The organism is Pseudomonas sp. S34 (assembly GCF_009866745.1).
GTDB classification, from domain to species: domain Bacteria; phylum Pseudomonadota; class Gammaproteobacteria; order Pseudomonadales; family Pseudomonadaceae; genus Aquipseudomonas; species Aquipseudomonas jessenii.
The window spans coordinates 5,721,507-5,743,956 of the sequence record NZ_CP019398.1 but is presented as its reverse complement, the minus strand read 5'-3'; the positions used below and the strand labels follow the sequence as shown (position 1 = coordinate 5,743,956).

At 60.5% G+C, this 22,450-nt stretch carries 20 protein-coding genes; 14 read left to right on the top strand and 6 right to left on the bottom strand.

Annotated features, from left to right (window positions below; all coding sequences use genetic code 11):
- Positions 1 to 198 precede the first annotated feature (198 nt).
- From rarD to PspS34_RS25775, 5 genes are all read right to left on the bottom strand, one after another.
- Positions 199 to 1,086: an EamA family transporter RarD gene (gene rarD, locus PspS34_RS25795; protein WP_154861018.1), complete on the bottom strand. Its 888-nt coding sequence runs from the start codon at positions 1,084 to 1,086 to the stop codon at positions 199 to 201.
- 205 nt (positions 1,087 to 1,291) lie between these two features.
- Positions 1,292 to 2,266 carry a serine/threonine protein kinase gene (locus PspS34_RS25790; protein WP_102670838.1) on the bottom strand — a complete coding sequence of 325 codons (975 nt, stop codon included), beginning with the start codon at positions 2,264 to 2,266 and terminating at the stop codon, positions 1,292 to 1,294.
- Positions 2,267 to 2,475: 209 nt separating this feature from the next.
- On the bottom strand, positions 2,476 to 4,377 hold the full coding sequence (locus PspS34_RS25785) for a PhoX family phosphatase (protein ID WP_154861019.1): 1,902 nt from the start codon (positions 4,375 to 4,377) through the stop codon (positions 2,476 to 2,478).
- Positions 4,378 to 4,444: 67 nt separating this feature from the next.
- Positions 4,445 to 5,209, bottom strand: a complete 765-nt coding sequence (locus PspS34_RS25780) for a TOBE domain-containing protein (protein WP_154861020.1) — start codon at positions 5,207 to 5,209, stop codon at positions 4,445 to 4,447.
- A gap of 63 nt (positions 5,210 to 5,272) precedes the next feature.
- Entirely contained in the window at positions 5,273 to 6,013 is a 741-nt protein-coding gene (locus PspS34_RS25775; RefSeq protein ID WP_154861021.1) for a ComF family protein, read from the bottom strand.
- A 93-nt stretch (positions 6,014 to 6,106) separates the two neighbouring features.
- Here PspS34_RS25775 and bioB point away from each other — a divergent pair, with 93 nt between their 5' ends.
- From bioB to PspS34_RS25725, 10 genes are all read left to right on the top strand, one after another.
- Positions 6,107 to 7,162, top strand: coding sequence for a biotin synthase BioB (gene bioB, locus PspS34_RS25770; RefSeq protein ID WP_057713026.1), 1,056 nt, complete (start codon positions 6,107 to 6,109; stop codon positions 7,160 to 7,162).
- Positions 7,163 to 7,321: 159 nt separating this feature from the next.
- Positions 7,322 to 8,500 (top strand): 8-amino-7-oxononanoate synthase, encoded by a 1,179-nt coding sequence (bioF, locus tag PspS34_RS25765; protein WP_154861022.1) that lies wholly within the window; start codon positions 7,322 to 7,324, stop codon positions 8,498 to 8,500.
- Positions 8,493 to 9,224 carry an alpha/beta fold hydrolase gene (locus PspS34_RS25760; protein WP_154861023.1) on the top strand — a complete coding sequence of 244 codons (732 nt, stop codon included), beginning with the start codon at positions 8,493 to 8,495 and terminating at the stop codon, positions 9,222 to 9,224. The genes bioF and PspS34_RS25760 overlap by 8 nt, the downstream gene beginning before the upstream one ends.
- Complete coding sequence (bioC, locus tag PspS34_RS25755; protein ID WP_154861024.1) at positions 9,217 to 10,029, top strand: malonyl-ACP O-methyltransferase BioC; 813 nt, start codon at positions 9,217 to 9,219, stop codon at positions 10,027 to 10,029. The genes PspS34_RS25760 and bioC overlap by 8 nt, the downstream gene beginning before the upstream one ends.
- A complete protein-coding gene (gene bioD / locus PspS34_RS25750) occupies positions 10,026 to 10,706 on the top strand; it encodes a dethiobiotin synthase (protein WP_154861025.1) in 681 nt (226 codons plus the stop codon). Before bioC ends, bioD begins: the two co-directional genes overlap by 4 nt.
- A gap of 122 nt (positions 10,707 to 10,828) precedes the next feature.
- Entirely contained in the window at positions 10,829 to 11,125 is a 297-nt protein-coding gene (locus tag PspS34_RS25745; protein ID WP_154861026.1) for a pyrroloquinoline quinone biosynthesis protein PqqE, read from the top strand.
- Between the two features lie 276 nt (positions 11,126 to 11,401).
- On the top strand, positions 11,402 to 13,207 hold the full coding sequence (locus PspS34_RS25740; RefSeq protein WP_095944826.1) for a phenylacyl-CoA dehydrogenase: 1,806 nt from the start codon (positions 11,402 to 11,404) through the stop codon (positions 13,205 to 13,207).
- 195 nt (positions 13,208 to 13,402) lie between these two features.
- The gene (locus PspS34_RS25735) at positions 13,403 to 14,695 is read left to right on the top strand and encodes a GGDEF domain-containing protein (protein ID WP_154861027.1); all 1,293 of its coding nucleotides are present in this window, start codon (positions 13,403 to 13,405) and stop codon (positions 14,693 to 14,695) included.
- Positions 14,696 to 14,780: 85 nt separating this feature from the next.
- Positions 14,781 to 16,577 (top strand): acyl-CoA dehydrogenase C-terminal domain-containing protein, encoded by a 1,797-nt coding sequence (locus PspS34_RS25730; protein ID WP_154861028.1) that lies wholly within the window; start codon positions 14,781 to 14,783, stop codon positions 16,575 to 16,577.
- A gap of 249 nt (positions 16,578 to 16,826) precedes the next feature.
- Entirely contained in the window at positions 16,827 to 18,605 is a 1,779-nt protein-coding gene (locus PspS34_RS25725) for an acyl-CoA dehydrogenase C-terminal domain-containing protein (protein WP_154861029.1), read from the top strand.
- A gap of 227 nt (positions 18,606 to 18,832) precedes the next feature.
- Here the strand turns inward: PspS34_RS25725 and PspS34_RS25720 are convergent, their stop codons facing one another.
- Positions 18,833 to 19,762, bottom strand: coding sequence for a LysR family transcriptional regulator (locus PspS34_RS25720; RefSeq protein ID WP_057713036.1), 930 nt, complete (start codon positions 19,760 to 19,762; stop codon positions 18,833 to 18,835).
- Between the two features lie 169 nt (positions 19,763 to 19,931).
- Here PspS34_RS25720 and PspS34_RS25715 point away from each other — a divergent pair, with 169 nt between their 5' ends.
- The 4 genes from PspS34_RS25715 to PspS34_RS25700 all read left to right on the top strand — a co-directional run bounded on the left by PspS34_RS25715 (position 19,932) and on the right by PspS34_RS25700 (position 22,379).
- Positions 19,932 to 21,215, top strand: a complete 1,284-nt coding sequence (locus tag PspS34_RS25715) for an aminotransferase class III-fold pyridoxal phosphate-dependent enzyme (RefSeq protein ID WP_159390358.1) — start codon at positions 19,932 to 19,934, stop codon at positions 21,213 to 21,215.
- A 251-nt stretch (positions 21,216 to 21,466) separates the two neighbouring features.
- On the top strand, positions 21,467 to 21,823 hold the full coding sequence (locus PspS34_RS25710) for a type II toxin-antitoxin system RelE/ParE family toxin (RefSeq protein WP_150814013.1): 357 nt from the start codon (positions 21,467 to 21,469) through the stop codon (positions 21,821 to 21,823).
- Positions 21,816 to 22,136 carry a DNA-binding transcriptional regulator gene (locus PspS34_RS25705; protein WP_046039442.1) on the top strand — a complete coding sequence of 107 codons (321 nt, stop codon included), beginning with the start codon at positions 21,816 to 21,818 and terminating at the stop codon, positions 22,134 to 22,136. The genes PspS34_RS25710 and PspS34_RS25705 overlap by 8 nt, the downstream gene beginning before the upstream one ends.
- 84 nt (positions 22,137 to 22,220) lie before the next feature.
- Complete coding sequence (locus tag PspS34_RS25700) at positions 22,221 to 22,379, top strand: YqaE/Pmp3 family membrane protein (protein WP_003228885.1); 159 nt, start codon at positions 22,221 to 22,223, stop codon at positions 22,377 to 22,379.
- Positions 22,380 to 22,450: the final 71 nt, after the last annotated feature.

The following is a 22,450-nucleotide window of genomic DNA, read 5'->3' as shown; positions in this document are numbered from 1 at the left end:
AACGTGCACCGGCCTGTGGATAACCTGTAGAGACACCCCGCCAGGCCACGCCGACCGGGGTTCTTCATGATCTGATCAAAAAACCAGCAGTTTCAGCCACTTGCGCACAATCGGCGGGGATCACGCTGTGGATAACCTTGGGAAGGAATGATGCAGGCCACGGGAGACGTGGCCTGTAGGCTTTTGTGCGTTTTTTGATCAGCTGCGGCGGCGCAAACTTATCCACGCATCGACGCTGTAAACCGCCAGACCGGCCCAGATAAACATGAACGCTACCAAGGTGCTGGACGACAGGTGCTCGCCAAACAGCAGAACGGCTTGCAGCAGCACCAGGGTTGGCGCCAGGTACTGAAGAAACCCCAGTGTCGTGTAGGGTAAATGCCGTGCAGCAGCGTTGAAGCAGACCAGCGGCACCAGCGTGATCGGACCAGCGGCGACCAGCCACCAGGCTTGGGAAGTGGTCCAGAATTCGGCCTGGGCGCTGCTGGCCGTCGGGTTGAGCAGCAACCAGCCGAGGGCAATCGGCACCAGCATCCAGGTTTCCACCACGAGCCCTGGCAGTGCCTTGACCGGTGCCTGCTTGCGAATCAGGCCATAGAAGCCGAAGGTCAGGGCCAGCACCAGCGACACCCACGGCAGGCTGCCGACTTGCCAGACCTGTTGCGCCACCCCAACAGCCGCCAGACCGACGGCAATCCATTGCATGCGCCGCAGCCGTTCGCCGAGGATCAGCATGCCCAGCAGCACGTTCACCAACGGGTTGATGTAGTAGCCGAGACTGGCCTCCAGCATACGGCCGTTGTTCACCGACCAGACGTAGGTCAGCCAGTTGGCTGCGATCAGCGAGCCGCTCAGGGCCAGGATCGCCAGTCGCTTGGGGTTCTCCCGCAGCTCGCGCCACCAGCCGGGATGCTTCCAGACCATCAGCAACAAGGCGCCGAACAGCGCCGACCACAGCACCCGGTGGATGATGATTTCCACTGCGGGCACGCTGGCGATGGCTTTGAAGTAGAGGGGGAAAAGCCCCCAGATGATGTAGGCACTCAGGCCTAGAATGTACCCGCGACGCGGGTTGGCGGCTTGCATGCAGAATCCTTGCTTAGGCAGCTAACAAAGAGGGGATTGTAAGGAGATTTGTTTGCGAATGTCCTGACTGAATAGGTAGGACATTTGTGAACACGGACAACCTGTGGGAGCGGGCTTGCTCGCGAAGGCGGTGTGTCAGTCACTGATGTGCTGAATGTGCCGCCGTTTTCGCGAGCAAGCCCGCTCCCACAGGGTTTCAGGTTGGTCAGAAGAGCTTCAGTGGCTCTTCTTGGAGCGCCGCCAACTGCTCGCGCAACGCCAGCACTTGATCACCCCAATAACGCTCGGTGCCGAACCACGGAAAACTCCGGGGGAAGGCAGGATCGTCCCAGCGGCGGGCGAGCCAGGCGCTGTAATGCAGCAGGCGCAGGGCGCGCAACGGTTCGATCAAGGCCAGTTCACGGGGATCGAAGTCGTGGAATTCGTTGTAGCCGTCCATCAGTTCCGACAACTGGCTCAGGCAATCCTGACGATCGCCGGCGAGCATCATCCAGATGTCCTGTACCGCCGGCCCCATGCGGCAGTCGTCGAGATCGACGATATGGAACATCTCGTCACGGCACATCATGTTGCCGGGGTGGCAGTCACCGTGCATGCGGATGTTCTGGTGCGGCGTGTTGCTGTAGGCATCTTCCACACGCTTGAGCAGATCGCGGGCCACTGACTCGTAGGCCGGCAGCAGGCTGCGGGGGATGAAGTTGCCGTCGAGCAATGTGGCCAGCGAGTCATGGCCGAAGTTTTTTACCGCCAGCGCTTCACGGTGCTCGAACGGCCGGGTCGAGCCGACCGCATGCAGGCGCCCGAGCAACTGGCCCAAGCGATAGAGTTGGTCGAGGTTGCCCGGCTCCGGTGCTCGGCCGCCACGGCGGGGGAACAGGGTGAAACGGAAACCGTTGTGTTCGTGCAGGGTTTCACCGTTGTGGATCAACGGCGCCACGACCGGCACCTCGCAGTCGGCGAGTTCGGCGGTGAACTGGTGCTCTTCCAGAATCGCTTCGTTGCTCCAGCGTTGCGGCCGGTAGAACTTGGCGATCAGCGGCTCGGCGTCTTCGATACCGACCTGATAGACGCGGTTCTCGTAGCTGTTGAGCGCCAGGATGCGCGCGTCGCTGAGAAAGCCGATGCTTTCGACGGCATCGAGCACGAGGTCTGGTGTGAGGGTTTCAAACGGGTGGGCCATGCTGACTCCTGCGCGCAGCAGGCTGCTGCGTCCGGCCAAGCATGGTAGCGCAGACGGCGGGGCTTTAGGGGGTGGGCTTGAGGTGTGCGGTGTTTGGGCTGACGCCTTCGCGGGCAAGCCCGCTCCCACATTGGATTGTCGGTGTGCATGCGATCGGTGGCACACCATAGATCTCCTGTGGGAGCGGGCTTGCCCGCGAAGAGGCCGGATCAGGCGCCGACGATCCCGCCATCTTCCCGCGAAATCGCCATCACCGAAGACCGCGGCTTGCCGTTGGGCAGGTGCTCGGGGAAGGTAGAACCGCCGTTTTCACCCGGATGCTGAATCCCGACAAACAGGGTTTTCTGGTCCGGCGAGAAGCTGATCCCCGTCACTTCACAACCTACCGGGCCAACCATGAAGCGACGAATCTCGCCGGTTGCCGGATCGGCACAGAGCATCTGGTTGTTGCCCATGCCGGCAAAGTCTCCGGCGTTGCTCGAATCGCCGTCGGTGAGAATCCACAAGCGTCCGGCCTTGTCGAAGCCCAGACCGTCCGGGCTGTTGAACATGTTCTGCGGCGTGATGTTCGACGATCCGCCTTTTGGTGTGCCAGCGTGAACCCCCGGATTACCGGCGACGACGAACAGGTCCCAGGCAAAGGTTTTCGAGCCGTGATCGTCACGCTCGGTGCGCCAACGCAGGATCTGGCCGTAGACGTTCTTCTCGCGCGGGTTCGGCCCGCCCGCCGGTTGCCCGTCTTCGCCGCGTTTGGCGTTGTTGGTCAGTGTGCAGTAGACCTGGCCATCCATGGGGCTGACCACGATCCATTCCGGGCGGTCCATGCGCGTGGCTTTCACCACACTGGCGGCGAGACGCGCGTGAATCAAAACTTCGGCCTGATCGGCAAAACCGCTACTGGCGTCGATGCCGTTTTTGCCGTGGGTCAGTTCGATCCATTCACCCTGGCCTTTCGGGTGATCGACGTTGCCGTCGCCGGCATCGAACCGCGCCACGTACAGGGTGCCGTGGTCGAGAATGTCACGGTTGGCCTTGGGGTTCTTGTGGTCGATCTTGTCGCGGCTGACGAATTTGTAGATGAACTCACCGCGTTCATCGTCGCCCATGTACACCACGGCATGACCGTCGCCGGTTTCGGCCAGTGCGGCGTTTTCGTGCTTGAAGCGGCCCAGGGCCGTACGTTTGACCGGCGTCGATTTCGGATCGAACGGATCGATCTCCACCACCCAGCCGTGACGGTTGAGCTCGTTGGGGTTCTTCGCCATGTCGAAGCGCTCGTCGTGCTGGTGCCAGTTGATTTCTTTGCTGGTGACCACCACGCCGTAGCGTTTTTGCGCCGGGTCGAACTTCTGCTCGGCGTTGCTGCTGCCGAAGCAGTCGGTGAAGTTCTCTTCACAGGTCAGATAGGTGCCCCACGGCGTCTTGCCGTTGGCGCAGTTCTGGAAGGTGCCCAGGACGTTCTTGCCGTGCGGATCGGCACTGGTTTTGAGCAAGGCATGTCCGGCGGCCGGGCCGCTCAGGGTGATCGGTGCGTTGCCGTGAATGCGGCGGTTGTAGCGTGAGCCCTGGACGAACTGCCATTGGCCGTTCTTGCGCTGCACTTCAATCACCGACACACCTTCGCAGGCCAGCGCCTTGCGCACTTCTTGCGCCGATTGCGGCATGCCGCCGTGGGCGTAGAGGTAGCGGTAGTTGGTGTATTCGTTGTTGATCGCCATCAGCGCCCGGTCTTTTTCGCCCGGAAATTCGAACAGGCTCATGCCATCGTTGTTGTCGCCGAACTGGACTTCCTGATGTTCGGCGCTGCCGTTGCCGCTCGGGTCGAACGCCGGACCGTCCTTGTGCAGGGGCTGGCCCCAGCTGATCAGCACCGAGGACTTGTAGCCCGGTGGCAGGGTGATGGTGTCGCTGGTGGCGGCGGCAATGCTGTCGAAACCCAGCAACTGGCTGTTGCCGGTGCTGACACTGGCGGCCATCACGCTGCGGCTCAGCAGGTTGCCGCCAAGGAACATCGCCGCGCCGCACAGGGCACCTGCGCTGATGAAGCCGCGACGGCTGAGGCCGACCATGGTTTCGAGGTCGGTGGACTGGTTTTCTTCTAATAGGCTCATTTCAGGCTCCCTGCGGATTTTGCAGACACCTTAATGATGAGTCATGAACCTTTTGTTGCAGTTCTGCTTACAGTGGTGTGCCCAGCAGTACCTTGGACGGCGAAAACTCCACGCGCACCGGTTTACCACACGTCAGCTCCGATGCTTGCAGATGACTCTGTTCGGCCAAGGCGCATAGAGTCAGGCCGTTGGGCAGGGTGATGCGCACTTCGCTGGGACCGTCGTCGGCGTCGAGGATTTTTTCGATGATGCCGCTGAGGCAATTGTTTTCAGGCGTTTCGACAGAGTCGATTTGCAGCACGTCGAGCCAGCCGGCCTTGATCAATGCCACGACTTCAGTGCCGATTTGCAGTTCCAGGCGCTCGGTGCTGTCGTGGGTAATTTGCGCGGCGACGATCACGCCTTCGGCGACTTCGAGGCGAATCAGGTCGTTGCGTCCCTGAGGTTCGATCGCAATCACCTTGCCGTGCAACTGATTGCGCGCGCTGGTGCGCAGCATCAGGCGCCCGAGCAGATCCAGATCGCTCGCGTCTTCAGTTGCTTCCAGCACTTGGGCCTGCAAGGCTTGCAGCTTCTGATACAGGCGCAACACCCGCTCACCTTCGTTGGACAGGCGCGCACCGCCGCCGCCCTTGCCGCCGACAATCCGCTCCACCAGCGGCTTCTGCGCCAGGTTGTTCAGCTCATCGATCGCATCCCAGGCAGCCTTGTAGCTCAGGCCCGCACTTTTTGCCGCGCGGGTGATCGAGCCTTGTTCGGCGATGTGCTGCAGCAGGGCGATGCGCTGCGGACGGCGGACAATGTGCTGGGACAGCAAGGTTGGCAAAGACATGACAAGTCGCTTTGGGTGGTGACGATGGTGAGGACGTTGGTCGCTTGGGCCGCGCGAGTCAAGTCAGGGTGTCTCGCCGGGTTTGGGCGTGCGGGCCAGGCAATAGACGTCGACCCTCGCCGCCCCGGCGTCCATCAACAGGCGAGCCAGGGCCTGGGCCGTGGCTCCGGTGGTCAGTACGTCGTCGACCAGAGCCAGGTGCCGGCCTTTGACGATCGCGCCGGGTGCCAGGGCGAAAGCATTGCGCAGGTTCCTTAGGCGGGCTTCGGCGTTCAATGCCTGTTGGGCGTCGGTGTCTTGAGTGCGCAGCAGCAACCGTTCGTCGCAAGGGATATCGAGACTCGCACTCAACCAGTGAGCCAGCATCGCCGCCTGATTGAACCCGCGCTGGCGCAGGCGCCGATTGGCCAGCGGCACCGGGATCAGCGCATGGGGACGCAGCAGATCGTCTTCGAAGCGATGTTGCAGGTATTGAGCGAGAAGTTCGGCGAGCAGGCGGCCAAACGGCCACTTGGCGTTGTGTTTGAAGCGGGTGATCAAGCTGTCTACCGGAAAGCTGTAGGTCCAGGGCGCAATCACTTGTTCGAAGGCCGGTGGCTGCTTCAGGCAATGGCCGCAGGTCAGTCCTGCGGCCGGGAGCGGCAGGGCGCAGGTCAGACAGTGATCACCGAGCCAGGGCAACTCGATTTCGCAGGCCGTGCAGACAGGAGGAATGCCGTCGGCCGCTTCATCGCACAAAAGGCATGATTGTTTGTTTTTTAACCAGATGTAAACCTGTCCTTCGTATCGTGGTTGACAGCGCATCGCTCTTCCTTAAATATGCCGAAACATCTGTGAAGCGGCTGTGAAACTCCATTACCCAGCCGACTGCCAAAGCATAATTCAAAGGAAACGCCCATGAGCGCCAGCACCACTGCCACCCTGCGTCATGACTGGACTTTGGCCGAAGTCAAAGCACTCTTCGTTCAACCATTCAATGACCTGTTGTTCCAGGCGCAGACGGTGCACCGTGCGCATTTCGACGCCAACCGCGTCCAGGTGTCGACCCTGCTGTCGATCAAGACCGGCGCCTGCCCGGAAGATTGCAAATATTGTCCGCAGTCCGGTCACTACAACACCGGCCTGGAAAAAGAGAAACTGATGGAGGTGCAGAAGGTCCTCGAAGAGGCCGCTCGCGCCAAGGCCATCGGTTCGACCCGCTTCTGCATGGGCGCGGCGTGGAAGCATCCGTCGGCCAAGGACATGCCGTACGTGTTGAAGATGGTCGAAGGCGTGAAAGCCATGGGCCTGGAAACCTGCATGACCCTCGGTCGCCTGGATCAGGAGCAGACCGAAGCGCTGGCCAAGGCCGGCCTCGACTACTACAACCACAACCTCGATACCTCGCCGGAGTTCTACGGCAGCATCATCACCACCCGCACCTACAGCGAACGCCTGCAAACCCTGGCGTACGTGCGTGATTCGGGGATGAAGATCTGCTCCGGCGGCATTCTGGGCATGGGCGAGTCGCTGGACGACCGCGCCAACCTGCTGATCCAGTTGGCCAACCTGCCTGAGCATCCGGAGTCGGTGCCGATCAACATGCTGGTGAAAGTCGCCGGTACGCCGCTGGAAAATGCCGACGACGTCGATCCGTTCGACTTCATCCGCATGCTCGCCGTCGCGCGCATCCTGATGCCGCAATCCCACGTGCGCCTGTCCGCCGGCCGCGAAGCCATGAACGAGCAGATGCAGGCCCTGGCGTTCTTCGCCGGTGCCAACTCGATTTTCTACGGCGAAAAACTGCTGACCACCGCCAACCCGCAGGCCGACAAGGACATGCAACTGTTCTCGCGCCTGGGCATCCTGCCGGAAGCCCGCGAAGAGCACGCCGACGAGGTGCATCAGGCAGCTATCGAGCAGGCGCTGGTGGAGCAGAAGAGCAGCGAGCAGTTTTACAACGCGGCTGTTTGAGCAATCACTGCTTCCACTGAATGAATGCAAAACCCTGTGGGAGCGGGCTTGCTCGCGAAGGCGGTGTATCAGTCAACATCTTTGTTGAATGTCAGGCCGTATTCGCGAGCAAGCCCGCTCCCACAAAAAGCTCTATGTCATTTGATAGTCGAGGCCTGCATGTCTTTCGATCTCGCCGCACGCCTTGCCGCCCGTCGTGCCGAAAACCTCTACCGCCAGCGCCCGCTGCTTGAAACCCCGCAGGGGCCGCAAGTGGTGGTCGATGGCCAGCCGTTGCTGGCGTTCTGTAACAACGACTACCTGGGCCTGGCCAATCATCCGCAAGTGATCGAAGCCTGGCGTGCCGGCGCTTCGAAGTGGGGTGTGGGCGGAGGGGCATCGCATCTGGTCATCGGCCATAGCGCCCCGCACCATGCGCTGGAAGAAGCGTTGGCCGACCTGACCGGTCGCCCGCGGGCGTTGCTGTTCACCACCGGCTACATGGCCAACCTCGGCGCAGTCACGGCGTTAGTGGGGCAGGGTGATACGGTGCTCGAAGACCGGCTCAATCATGCGTCGCTGCTCGACGCGGGGCTATTGTCCGGCGCGCGATTCAATCGCTACTTGCACAACGACCCGTCGAGCCTGGCCAAGCGCCTGGAAAAAGCCACCGGCAATACACTGGTGGTCACCGACGGCGTGTTCAGCATGGACGGTGATCTTGCCGACTTGCCGGCGCTGGCCCGAGAAGCCAAGGCCAAAGGCGCCTGGTTGATGGTCGACGATGCCCATGGTTTTGGACCGCTGGGTGCCAACGGTGGCGGCATCGTCGAACACTTTGGCTTGAGCCAGGATGACGTTCCGGTGCTGGTCGGCACCCTCGGCAAGGCGTTCGGTACGGCGGGTGCCTTTGTGGCTGGCAGCGAAGAGCTGATCGAAAGCCTGATCCAGTTCGCCCGCCCCTACATCTACACCACCAGCCAGCCCCCCGCGTTGGCCTGCGCCACGTTGAAAAGCCTGGAACTGCTGCGCAACGAACACTGGCGCCGCGAGCATTTGCAGACGCTGATCCGCCAGTTCCGCAAAGGTGCCGAGCAGATTGGCCTGGAACTCATGGACAGCTTCACGCCGATCCAGCCGATCATGATCGGTGACGCGGGGCGAGCGGTGCGCCTTTCGCAAATGCTGCGTGAACGCGGGTTGATGGTGACCGCGATTCGCCCGCCGACCGTACCCGCCGGCAGTGCCCGGCTGCGGGTCACGTTGACGGCTGCCCACAGTGAGGCCCAGGTACAGCTATTGTTAAACGCACTGGCCGATTGTTTTCAACAACTGAAGCCGGAGCCAAGCCATGCGTGATCGTCTGATTCTGCTGCCCGGCTGGGGCCTTGGCGTTTCACCGCTGGAGCCTCTGGCGGCGGCCTTGCGCGGTCTTGATGAGCACCTGCGCGTCGAGATCGAGCCGTTGCCGGAGCTGGAGTCGAGCGATCTTGAAGAGTGGCTCGATGAGCTTGATTCGACCTTGCCGCAAGACGTGTGGCTGGGCGGTTGGTCATTGGGCGGCATGCTCGCCTGCGAATTGGCGGCCCGGCGTGGCGATCGCTGCTGTGGTGTGTTCACCCTGGCCAGCAACGTTTCTTTTGTCGCTCATGATCAATGGACAAGCGCCATGTCCGGGGAAACCTTCGATGCGTTTCTGGCGGGATGTGAGGCCGATCCGCGTGCGACCTTGAAACGCTTTTCACTGCTTTGCGCCCAAGGCGCCGAAGACCCACGCGGATTGTCGCGGTTGTTGCTCGGCGGTGCCCCGAACACCGCTACGCCGGTGTTGCTGAGTGGTCTGCAAGTGCTCGCGCAACTGGATACACGACAGGCACTGCAATCGTTCCGCGGTCCGCAACTGCATCTGTTCGCCGGCCGCGACGGGCTGGTGCCGGTGGAAGCGGCGGGCGAGTTGTTGGCATTGCTGCCGGATGTCGAAATCGGTCTGATTGAACAGGCCAGCCACGTGTTTCTCCTGGAGGATCCCCACGGTGTGGCGGGGGCGATCCAGGCCTTTTTGCATGAGTCCGGCGATGACTGATTTATCCCTTCCCAACCTGCCCGGCGCCTTGCCCGACAAGCGCCAGGTAGCAGCCTCATTCTCCCGCGCGGCAGCAAGCTACGACAGCGTGGCCGAGCTGCAGCGTGATGTGGGCAGCCAATTGCTCGGGCGCTTGCCGCAGGACTTCGTACCGCAGCGCTGGCTGGACCTGGGCTGTGGCACCGGGCATTTCAGTCGTGCCCTGGGTGAGCAATTTCCGGGCAGCCACGGGGTGGCGCTGGACATTGCCGAGGGCATGCTCAACCACGCCCGGCCATTGGGCGGTGCCACATACTTCGTGGCCGGCGATGCCGAGCGACTGCCACTGCAGGATTCGTCTTGCGACCTGATCTTCTCCAGCCTGGCGGTGCAGTGGTGCGCGGACTTCGACGCGGTGCTCAGTGAAGCCTTTCGAGTACTAAAACCTGGCGGCATTTTCGCGTTTGCTAGTCTGTGTGTAGGGACGTTGTTTGAATTGCGCGACAGCTGGCGCGAAGTCGACGGCATGGTGCACGTCAACCGCTTCCGGGAGTTTGGTGTTTATCAACAACTGTGTGCGGCCAGCGGCTTGAGGATGGTCAGTCTGCAAAACCTTGCGCACGTGCTGTATTACCCGGATGTGCGCAGCCTGACCCATGAACTCAAGGCGTTGGGTGCGCACAATCTCAATCCCGGGCGGCCGGGTGGCTTGACCGGCCGGGCGCGGATTTTGGGTTTGATCGAGGCTTACGAACAGTTTCGTCAGGCCCAGGGACTGCCGGCGACTTATCAAGTGGTGTACGCCGTTTTGGAGAAACCCTTATGAGCGCAGCCTATTTCATCGCCGGCACGGATACCGATGTCGGTAAAACCACGGTCGCTGCGGGGCTACTGCATGCGGCGCGTTCGGCGGGTTTGAGCACGGCGGCGGGCAAGCCGGTCGCTTCCGGTTGCGATGTGACACCTAAAGGCTTGCGCAATGCCGATGCGCTGGCCTTGCTGGCGGAGTGTTCGCTGCCGCTGACCTATGCACAGGTCAATCCGATGGCCTTCGAACCAGCCATTGCCCCGCATCTGGCGGCGCGAGAGGCGGGCGTGGCGCTGACGGTGCAGTCGTTGCTGGCGCCGATGCGGCAGATTCTGGGCATGCAGGCGGACTTCACCCTGATCGAAGGCGCCGGTGGCTGGCGCGTACCCCTGGCGGATCAGGACAATCTGTCGGACCTGGCCATCGCATTGAAGCTGCCGGTGATCCTTGTGGTCGGTGTACGCCTGGGGTGTATCAGCCATGCCTTGTTGACCGCCGAAGCAATTGCCCGGGACGGTTTGCAACTGGCGGGATGGGTGGCCAACATCATCGACCCGAAGACCTCGCGGCTGGAAGAAAACCTGGCTACCCTGGCCGAGCGCCTCCCGGCACCGTGCCTGGGGCGTGTGCCGAAACTCAAGGCCGTTACGGCCGAGGCGGTGGCCGAGCACTTGCAACTGGACCTGTTGGACTGAGGCGAGTGGCTTCGGGCTTTGCCTATGGGAAGGCACTGTGCCATTAGTGTTTTTGTCGAGTGTTTTGCCGGCCACTCTGCTTCAATGGTCACTGTTGATCCTTTGAAAGGACGAGTTCTCCCTTGGAAATCTCAGGAAACCCCGCTTTTTATGCCGGTCTGAGCACTCTTCAGACAGGGCAGAACCGTGTCGATCAAGCCGCCGGGCAGATCGCCAACACGATGATCGAGCGCTCGGTCACCAGCCAGTCCTCCGAGGCGCAGGTCGATCGTCTGCGATCGGTTGATCGCAGCCGGCAATCGGACCTGGCCAGCAATGTGGTCGAAATGGCCCAAGGCAAATTTCAAGTCGAACTGGGCGCCAAAGTCGCCAAGGCATCCGACGAAGTGCTCGGAACGCTGATCGATACTTTCGCCTGATCCTCATTGAATCCGTCTCTCCAACGCCGCGTCTGTTCGCGGCGTTTTTCTGCGTAAGTCCTTCTCGCTCAACTAATCTTTTCTGCATGGTGGCTCGCTCGGTCTATGCCCGTCGTGCGGTTGCGCGCAGATGTGCCTGATCGGCGGTGACGAATGGAAAAAGATCGACGCTTGACAAGATTTGGGCGTAAACGTATGTTTCAAACAACTGTTTGATCGCAACAACAAATCAATGCGGTCGTTCATTCCCGGTTACATCAGCAGAGGTTTATCGCTATGCCTGACTACAAGGCCCCCTTGCGTGATATTCGCTTCGTTCGTGACGAGCTGCTCGGTTACGAAGCGCACTATCAGAGCCTTCCGGCTTGTGCCGACGCAACTCCGGACATGGTTGACGCCATTCTTGAGGAAGGCGCCAAGTTTTGTGAGCAGGTACTGGCTCCGCTGAACCGCGTGGGCGATCTCGAAGGCTGCACCTGGAGCGAGTCCGGCGTTAAGACCCCGACTGGCTTCAAGGAAGCCTACAAGCAATTCGTCGAAGGTGGCTGGCCAAGCCTGGCTCACGACGTAGAGCACGGCGGCCAAGGCCTGCCGGAGTCCCTGGGTCTGGCCATCAGCGAAATGGTTGGCGAGTCCAACTGGTCGTGGGGCATGTACCCAGGCCTGTCGCACGGTGCGATGAACACCATCTCCGAGCACGGCACCCCTGAGCAGCAAGAGGCTTACCTGACCAAGCTGGTTTCCGGCGAGTGGACCGGCACCATGTGCCTGACCGAGCCGCACTGCGGCACAGACCTTGGCATGCTGCGCACCAAGGCCGAGCCTCAGGCCGACGGTTCCTACAAGGTTTCCGGCACCAAGATCTTCATCTCGGCCGGTGAACACGACATGGCCGACAACATCGTCCACATCGTACTGGCCCGCCTGCCGGATGCCCCGGCCGGCACCAAAGGCATCTCCCTGTTCATCGTGCCGAAGTTCATGCCCAACGCCGACGGTTCGGTTGGCGCGCGTAACGCGGTGTCCTGCGGTTCCCTGGAACACAAGATGGGCATCCACGGCAACGCTACCTGCGTGATGAACTTCGACGGCGCTACCGGTTTCCTGATCGGCCCGGCGAACAAAGGCCTGAACTGCATGTTCACCTTCATGAACACCGCACGTCTGGGTACCGCGCTGCAAGGCCTGGCCCACGCTGAAGTCGGTTTCCAGGGCGGCCTGAAATACGCTCGCGACCGTCTGCAGATGCGCTCGCTGACGGGTCCCAAAGCGCCGGACAAAGCCGCTGACCCGATCATCGTGCACCCTGACGTACGCCGCATGCTGTTGACCATGAAGGCATTCGCCGAAGGCAACCGCGCAATGGTTTACTTCACCGCCAAGCAGGTCGACATCGTCAAGTACGGCGTGGACGAAGAAGAGAAGAAGAAAGCCGACGCACTGTTGGCGTTCATGACTCCAATCGCCAAAGCCTTCATGACCGAAGTCGGTTTCGAATCGGCCAACCATGGCGTGCAGATCTACGGCGGCCACGGCTTCATCGCCGAGTGGGGCATGGAGCAGAACGTCCGCGACAGCCGCATCTCGATGCTGTACGAAGGCACCACCGGCATCCAGGCACTCGACCTGCTGGGCCGTAAAGTGCTGATGACTCAGGGCGAGGCTCTGAAAGGCTTCACCAAGATCGTCCACAAGTTCTGCCAGACCAACGAAGGCAACGAAGCGGTTCAAGAGTTCGTCGCTCCGCTGGCCGCATTGAACAAGGAATGGGGCGAGCTGACCATGAAGGTCGGTATGGCCGCCATGAAAGATCGCGAAGAAGTCGGCGCGGCCTCCGTGGACTACCTGATGTACTCCGGTTACGCCTGCCTGGCCTACTTCTGGGCCGACATGGCGCGCCTGGCCGCCGAGAAACTGGCTGCCGGCACCTCCGAAGAGGCGTTCTACACCGCCAAGCTGCAGACTGCGCGCTTCTACTTCCAGCGCATCCTGCCGCGTACCCGCACTCACGTCGTAACCATGCTGTCGGGCGCCAACAACCTGATGGACATGAAAGAAGAGAACTTCGACCTGGGCTACTAAGCCTTAGCGAAGTACTTGAAAAAGCCGCTGCTCCTTCGGGAACAGCGGCTTTTTTGCTTTAAAGGTTGCCGGTGGAAAATGTTTGTAACGCCCTTTAAAAAATACCTCAGTAATTCACTCAGCAACTCAGGCTTTCTGCCGTTACAGTGGTTGGCACATTGCCATCAATTGATTTGACCGGTCGGAGCTTTACCCTTGCCGCGCTCTTCCGCTGTGCGTTTCAGTCACTTCCTGCCGTCATTGCTGCTGTTACTGGCGGGGCTAGCGGCTGCATACATCAAGGAGCTGAACGTCTTTTTCACTTCGCTGTTCAACGTGCTGCCCACCCTGGTGTTGTTGCTCGGTGGCGCCTATTGCGCGGTATACCGACGCCAGCGTGAACTGTTTCTGATGGTCACGGTGTACATCGCCTACTTCCTGCTCGACACCCAGACTGACTATTACCGCGACAACGGCAAGGTGCGTGACGATGCCGCGGTGGTCTTTCATTTGTGTTGCCTGCTGCTGCCGCTGCTGTTTGGCATCTTCGCGGCATGGCAGGAGCGCACCCATCTGTTTCAGGACATGGTGGCGCGTTTCGCCGTATTGCTGGCGGTCGGCAGCGTGGCGCTGGGGCTTGAGCAAAGCTATCCGCATGCGCTGCTGATCTGGTTGTCGGAGATTCGCTGGCCCGCCTTGCATGGCGCCTGGATGAGCCTGATCCAGTTGTCCTATCCGGTGTTCATTGCGGCGTTTCTGCTGCTGGCCTGGCAATACTGGCGCAACCCGCGACCGCTGCATGCCGCGCAATGGGTGGGGCTGCTCGGATTGTTCTGGATGTTACCGAAAACCTTCATCCTGCCGTTCACGCTGAACATCATGTGCAGCCAGGTGATGCTGATGATTGCCGCTGCCGTTGCCCATGAGGCCTATCAAATGGCGTTCCGCGACGAACTGACCGGGCTGCCGGGTCGTCGCGCGTTGAATGAGCGCATGCAACGGTTGGGGCGCAACTACGTGTTGGCCATGAGCGACGTCGACCACTTCAAGAAATTCAACGACACCCACGGCCACGACGTCGGCGACCAGGTGCTGCGACTGGTGGCCAGCAAGCTGTCGAAAATCGGCGGTGGCGGTAAGGCGTATCGCTATGGCGGCGAGGAATTTGCCCTGGTGTTTGCAGGCAAGTCCCTCGAAGAGTGCATGCCGCACCTGGAAGTCATCCGCGAGTCCATCGCCACTTACAACATTCAACTGCGCAATCAGGAAAACCGCCCACAGGACGACAATCAGGGGCGCCAGCGGCGTGCCGGTTCCGGTGCGTCGAGTGTGTCGGTGACGGTCAGTATCGGCGTTGCCGAACGGATCGAACAACGCACCCCCGAAGAAGTGCTCAAGTCCGCTGACCAGGCGCTCTACAGCGCCAAGGGCGCCGGGCGCAACTGCGTGATGGCGTTCGGGCAGAACCGCCGTGGCGCCGTGCGCATGGACGCCGCTACGGTTGAGTGATGATGGCGCATTCAGCGAGCGCAAAGTGATTGTGAGGCGTGGTCGGCAGCAGTAGGTTGGAGAAATCTGCCGACGGAGAATGACCATGCCCGAGTACAAAGCTCCCTTGCGCGACATGCGCTTTCTGATCGACCACGTCTTCGACTTTCACAGCAACTACGCCGCGCTGGGGGCCACCGATGCCAGCCCGGACATGGTCAATGCGATCCTCGAAGAAGGAGCGAAGTTCTGCGAAAACGTACTGTCGCCGCTGAACCGCAGTGGCGATGAAGAAGGCTGCCATTTCGACAATGGCGTGGTCACGACGCCCGCGGGCTTCAAGCAGGCATTCGCCCAATATGTCGAGGGCGGCTGGCATGGCCTGGCGGCGGATCCGGTTTACGGCGGTCAAGGGTTGCCGATCTCTCTGGGCCTGGTGATCAGCGAGATGGTGGCTTCCAGCAACACCTCATGGGGCATGTACCCCGGTCTGACCCACGGTGCGATGTCGGCGATCCATGCCCATGGTACCGAGGCGCAAAAGCAGACCTATTTGAAGAAGCTCACCGCTGGCCAATGGACCGGCACCATGTGCCTGACCGAAGCCCATTGCGGCACCGACCTGGGCATCATCAAGACCCGCGCCGTGCCTGCGGCCGATGGCAGCTACGCGATCTCCGGCAGCAAGATCTTCATCTCCGCCGGCGAGCACGACATGAGCGCCAACATCATTCACCTGGTGCTGGCCAAATTGCCGGACGCACCGGCCGGAACCAAGGGCATTTCACTGTTCATCGTGCCCAAGTACCTGCCCGATGCGACGGGGGAAGCGGGTGAGCGCAACGGCGTGTCCTGCGGCTCGATCGAACACAAAATGGGCATCAAGGCCTCGGCCACCTGCGTGCTGAACTTCGACGAGGCCAAGGGCTTCCTGATCGGCGAGCCGAACAAGGGCCTCAACTGCATGTTCACCATGATGAACCACGCGCGACTGGGCACCGGCATGCAAGGGCTGTGTCTGGGGGAGGCGAGCTTCCAGGGCGCGATCAAATACGCCAACGACCGTTTGCAGATGCGCTCGCTGACCGGCCCGAAAGCGCCGGAAAAGGTTGCCGACCCGATCATCGTGCACCCTGATGTGCGGCGGATGTTGTTGACCATGAAAGCCTTCAACGAGGGCAACCGCGCGCTGACCTACTTCACCGCACAGTTGCTCGACGTTGCACACCTGAGCCCGGACGAAACGGCGCGCCGGGATGCCGAAGACTTGCTGGCGTTCCTCACGCCAATCTGCAAAGCCTTCATGACCGACACCGGGCTGGAGGTGACCAACCATGGCATGCAGGTGTTTGGCGGCCATGGGTTCATTCGCGAATGGGGTATGGAGCAGTTGGTCCGCGACTGCCGGATCGCACCGATCTATGAGGGCACCAACGGCATTCAGGCGCTGGACTTGCTCGGGCGCAAGGTGCTCGGCAGCCAGGGCAAGTTGCTTCGCGGCTTCACCAAAATCGTCCACAAGTTCTGCACGGCGAACGCTGAACATCCACAACTGGCCGGGTATGTGGCGCAGCTCAATCAACTGAACCAGCAGTGGGGTGAGTTGACCACCAGGGTCGGTATGGCAGCGATGAAAAACCCGGACGAAGTCGGTGCTGCGTCGGTGGATTACCTGATGTACAGCGGTTACATCATCCTCGGCTACCTGTGGTTGCGCATGGCGCTGGTGGCTCAGGCGCAGCTCGATGCGGGCAGCGGTGATGGTGACTTCTGCCGGGCCAAACTGGCGACCAACGAGTTTTACTTCAAGCGTCTGTTGCCACGCACTGCCGCTCATCGGGCAGCCGTCGAAGCAGGTAGCGATTGCCTGATGCAACTGCCTGCGGAGCTGTTTGCGCTCTGACATCGCCCTCTGCTCGCGATGGTCGTCAACGAAAACGCGTAAAACCCGATGCCCGCGGCGTCTTCGGGTTTTTCGCGAGCGAGCTCGCTCCTACAGTTTCATCCGTTCACTCCCGCCTACGGCAATGACTAAAAATAACAAAATGGTCATGAGTTGACCCTATGTGTCGCAAAAGTTGTTGAGGTACACTCCGACCCAACGAAAACACTCTTCCTGTGAATCACCTGTATAGATCTTGCGAGGTTTGCCATGGCTGACTACAAAGCGCCCCTGCGCGATATGCGCTTCGTCCTCAATGAAGTTTTCGAGGTCGCCAAACTCTGGGCCGAACTGCCTGCACTGGCCGAAACCGTCGATGCAGAAACCGTCGAAGCCATCCTGGAAGAAGCCGGCAAAGTCACCAGCAAAAGCATCGCACCGCTGAGCCGTGCCGCTGACGAAGAAGGTTGCCATTGGGCGGACGGTGCCGTCACCACGCCGGCAGGTTTCCCACAGGCCTATCAGACCTACGCTGAAGGCGGCTGGGTCGGTGTCGGTGGTGATCCGTCCTATGGCGGCATGGGCATGCCCAAGGCCGTTTCGGCCCAGGTCGAGGAAATGGTCAACTCCGCCAGCCTGTCGTTTGGCCTGTACCCGATGCTGACCGCCGGTGCTTGCCTGTCGATCAACGCCCACGCCAGCGAAGAACTGAAAGCCGCGTACCTGCCGAACATGTACGCCGGCATCTGGGCCGGTTCCATGTGCCTGACCGAGCCGCACGCCGGTACCGACCTGGGGATCATCCGCACCAAGGCCGAGCCTCAGGCTGACGGTTCCTACAAGGTCAGCGGCACCAAGATCTTCATCACCGGTGGCGAACACGACCTGACCGAAAACATCATCCACCTGGTGCTGGCCAAGCTGCCGGATGCGCCGGCGGGGCCGAAAGGCATTTCGCTGTTCCTGGTACCGAAGTTCATGGTCAATGCCGATGGCAGCCTGGGCGCGCGCAACCCGGCCAACTGCGGTTCGATCGAACACAAGATGGGCATCCAGGCCTCCGCGACCTGCGTGATGAACTTCGATGAAGCCGTGGGTTACCTGGTCGGCGAGCCGAACAAAGGCCTGGCGGCGATGTTCACCATGATGAACTACGAGCGTCTGGGCGTTGGTATCCAGGGCCTGGCCACGGGCGAGCGCTCGTACCAGAACGCCGTGGAATACGCCCGCGACCGTCTGCAAAGCCGTTCGCCGACCGGCGCGCAGAACAAGGACAAAGTGGCTGACCCGATCATCGTCCACCCGGACGTGCGACGCATGCTGCTGACCATGAAAGCCTCGAACGAAGGTGGCCGTGCATTCTCCACCTACGTGGCGATGCAACTGGACACCGCCAAGTTCAGCGAAGACGCCGCCACCCGCAAGCGTGCGGAAGACCTGGTGGCGTTGCTGACCCCGGTGGCCAAAGCGTTCCTGACCGACCTCGGCCTGGAAACCACTGTACACGGCCAGCAGATCTTCGGCGGCCACGGCTATATCCGTGAGTGGGGCCAGGAGCAACTGGTGCGTGACGTGCGCATCACCCAGATCTACGAAGGCACCAACGGCATCCAGGCGCTGGACCTGGTCGGGCGCAAGATCGTCGGTAGCGGCGGGGCGTTCTACAACCTGTTCACCGACGAGATCCGCCACTTCACAGCGACCGCCAGCGCGGACCTCGCCGAATTCACCAAGCCGCTGAACGACGCCGTGACCTCCCTCGATGAACTGACTGCGTGGTTGCTGGACCGGGCGAAGAGCAATCCGAACGAAATCGGCGCGGCGTCGGTCGAGTATCTGCAGGTGTTCGGCTACGTGGCCTACGCCTACATGTGGGCCCTGATGGCCAAGGCGGCTTTCGGCAAGGAAGCGCAAGACGATTTCTACGCCAGCAAACTGGGCACGGCACGCTTCTATTTTGCCCGTCTGCTGCCGCGCATTCACTCGTTGAGCGCGTCGGTGAAGGCCGGTAGCGAATCGTTGTTCCTGCTGGATGCGGGACAATTCTGATGAAGTAACGTTATGTAAGCATTCTCTTACATAACGTGCTGCTGTTCTCCCATAGATGCAAATTGGATCCACGGCTAATCTACTTCTCATGGACGTAGCGCAGGAAGCGCAAAGCAACAACAGGGACACGTAGGATTCTGCCAGGACGGCGGAGTGAAATGGATGTCAGGGAAACAGTCTGCAAAGCCCCGCTTCGGCGGGGTTTTCTTTTGCCTGAAGAAAAGTTTTCAGCTTGGCCCATCCAGAGCCTGCGCGCTGTTCAAGCGCCCGTCCGGGCCATTTATCACTTCTTCCAGCAATGTCCGCAGCAATGCCAGCGAGGCCTGCTGCCGTTGCACATCCCGACACACCAACCCGACTTTCAGCGGCACTCGCGGTTCGCTCAGGGGTTTCCACAGCAGTTCGTGGTTGCCGTGGGTCTTTTGCGAGCGACCGGGCAGTACCGTCGCCAGGCGCGTGTGGGGCAGGCTGTCGAGGATGCCGGCCATGTTGTTCAATTCGGCTTGTACCTGTGGGCGACGTCCGAGGCTTGTCAGCTGTGCCTGCCAGATCTGCCTGATCTGAAACTCTTCGCCCAGCAGCAGCATCGGCAGTTCGGCAGCCTGACTCATGGACACTTTCTTGAATTCACGCAGCGGATGCTCTGCCGGGATGACCAGGGTCAGTTCGTCTTCGTACAGCATCACGCCATGCAAGCCAGGCTGGCGGGGCGGCAGGTAGCTGATGCCGATATCCAGAGAACCGTTGAGCAGTCGCCGCTCGATTTCCAGGCCGGTCAGTTCGTAGATCTGCACCACCAGATGCGGCTGCGCCTTGCGCACCCGCTCGAGCATCTGCGGAACGAGGCTGGTGTGCACGGTTTGCAATACACCGATGGCCAGGGTGCGCAGCGCCTGACCCTTGAAGTTGCCGAGCGCTTCCCGTGCCCGTTGCAGGCCATCGAGCAAAGGCAGGGCATGGTTGTACAGCGTGTGGGCCGCGAGAGTCGGCAACAGGCGTTTGCTACTGCGCTCGAACAGGCTCACATCGAGGTTTTGCTCGAGGTGGCGGATTTGCTGGGACAGCGCCGGCTGAGAGATGGACAGACGCTCGGCGGCCCGGCCCACGTGGCCTTCTTCATAGACCGCGACGAAATAACGCAGTTGCTTGAAATCCATAAGTATTACTTATCGAAAATGCTGGGAAATCGAAATGGCTGAACGCCTCGCCTGAGCCTAGTCTAACCGCATTCACAGGGCTTACAGGGCCACAGAGCGCGATGAATACCCTTTGCTTCGATGGTATTTACATAGGTAAGGCAAAAAACCTCAAAAGGTTTTTTTTCAGATGAATCTGTTCAGTCTGCGCCGCAGTCCTCCCAGTCTTGATGATCTGGTCATGGACGCCTCCCTGCCATCCCAAGGCGTTAACCTTTCCAGCGAGTACTTGATGCCCAGTGTCGAGCGGCCAAAACAGGTGTTTGTGCGTGGCCAGGGTTCATGGTTGTGGGACAGCGATGACCGTGCGTACCTGGATTTTTCCCAGGGCGGCGGGGCCAACAGCCTCGGTCATAGCCCTTCGGTACTGGTCAATGCAATCGCAGCCCAGGCTCAGTCGCTGATCAACCCGGGTTTTGGCCTGCATAACCGTGGCATGCTCAGCCTCGCCGAACATTTGTGTGCCAGCACCGGCAGTGACCAGGCCTACCTGCTCAATACCGGCAGCGAAGCCTGCGAGGCGGCGATCAAACTGGCGCGTAAATGGGGTCAACGGCATCGCGGCGGTGCGTCGCGAATCATTGTGGCCAACAACGGTTGCCATGGCCGCAGCCTGGCGACGATTTCGGCGTCGGACAGTTCGACATTGGCCAACCGGTTCGAGCCGCAATTGCCAGGCTTCAGTCGTGTTCCGTTCAATGACCTGCCAGCGTTGCATGCGGCCGTGGATGAACGGACCGTAGCGATCATGCTCGAGCCGATCCAGAGCGAAGCCGGCGTGGTCCCGGCCACCACGCACTATCTCAAGGGCGTTGAACGCCTGTGCCGTGAACTCGGCATTTTGCTGATCTTCGACGAAGTGCAAACCGGCATCGGCCGTTGTGGCACCTTGCTCGCGGAACAGTCCTGCGGCGTCACGGCGGATATCGTCGTGCTCGGCAAAGGCTTGGGCGGCGGCGTGCCATTGGCCGCACTGCTGGCGCGGGGCAAAGCTTGCTGTTTCGACATTGGCGAGTTCGCAGGTACTCATCACGGTAATGCGTTGATGACCGCGGCGGGGCTTTCGGTGCTCGATACCGTACAGGACAAGGCTTTCCTCAAACACGTCGCAGAGGCCGGTCAACACCTGCGTGAAGGGTTAGGGCGTTTGGCCCATCGTTACGGTCACGGCGAGTTGCGCGGACAAGGGCTGCTGTGGGGGCTGACGCTGTCGGACGACTCCGCTGACGCGGTGGTCAAGGCCGCGCTGTACGAAGGCTTACTGCTCAATGCTCCGCAACCCGACTGCCTGCGCTTTACCCCTGCGCTAAATGTCAGCAACGCCAACATCGATGAAATGCTCCTGCGCCTGGCGCGCGCCTTCTCCCGAGTGCGAACCGCGCAATTGCAGTGCCGCAAAGGGATTGCCGTCTGATCAGACGCGCCCTGCACACATTCCAGAACCGTCTCGCGGTAATACGCACGCCCCACGCCCGATACTTTTGGCGTGGGGCGTTTTTTTGTGGCCGGTTTTTTCCAAAGGCAGTTTCGGCTTGAGCGGTTAACACATCAATGGCTTTCTAGCGTGCATCGGCAGGGAGTGCCGGTGCCAGCGAAATGGTGTTGCTGTCGCGTTGGTTTTGATTTCTATACCACTGGGTGGTATGTTTTATGGAAGGGATGTCCATGTCACCAAGGCTGTTCAAGACAAAGCGCTTCGCAATGCAGGCTGCCAAGGCCTGGATCGGTGATGACGAACTCCGGGAGGCATTCACCGAAATGCTCAATGGTCGGGCTGACAATTTGGGTGGCGGGGTCTGGAAGAAGCGCTTGAATGCCAACCGCCATCGCTCGATTATCCTGGCCAGGGGCGGTGCTCATTGGGTCTATCAGTTTCTGTACGCAAAAAAAGATCAGAGCAATATCAGTCCCAGGCATTTGCTCGACTTGCGAGAGTTGGCCAAGACATATGGTGGACTGACCGAAATGGAAATTCAGCAATTGCTGGATGCAAAGGAGTTTGTGGAGATACTAAATGAGTAAAAAATTCAAAAGTGAGCTATCGGAGTCGATCCACGAATCGGCCAGTGCCTTGTACGCCATAGGTGCAATCAGTAAGGCGACCATGCGTGAGTTCGATGAGTCCTGTCTTGCAAGAGTGCCGGATGCGATTCCCGCGCAGGAGATCAAGGCACTGCGCGAGCGCAACAATGTCAGCCAACCGGTGTTCGCGCGCTATCTGAACACCAGTGCTTCCACGGTCAAGCAATGGGAAGCAGGGGATAAGCACCCCAGTGGCATGGCGTTGAAGTTGCTGAGTATCGTGCGCAAACACGGTCTGGAGATACTGGCCTGAGGAATCGGGCTGAACCCTGACAAACGGCACAGGTCGATTAGCTGTAGGGCTCGAACGAGTCCACCCCCAATCAGGAGCTGTCCCATGGACTTTATTCGCATCATCATCGCTATCCTGTTGCCGCCACTGGGTGTGTTTCTGCAAGTAGGATTCGGCGGGGCGTTCTGGCTGAATATTCTGCTGACGTTGTGCGGTTACATTCCGGGGATCGTGCATGCGGTGTACATCATCGCCAAGCGCTGAATTTTTGCAGCGTTAGATCGATCGGTTTCGCGGGCAAGCCCGCTCCCACAGGATTTGTGCACGCAGCAGAA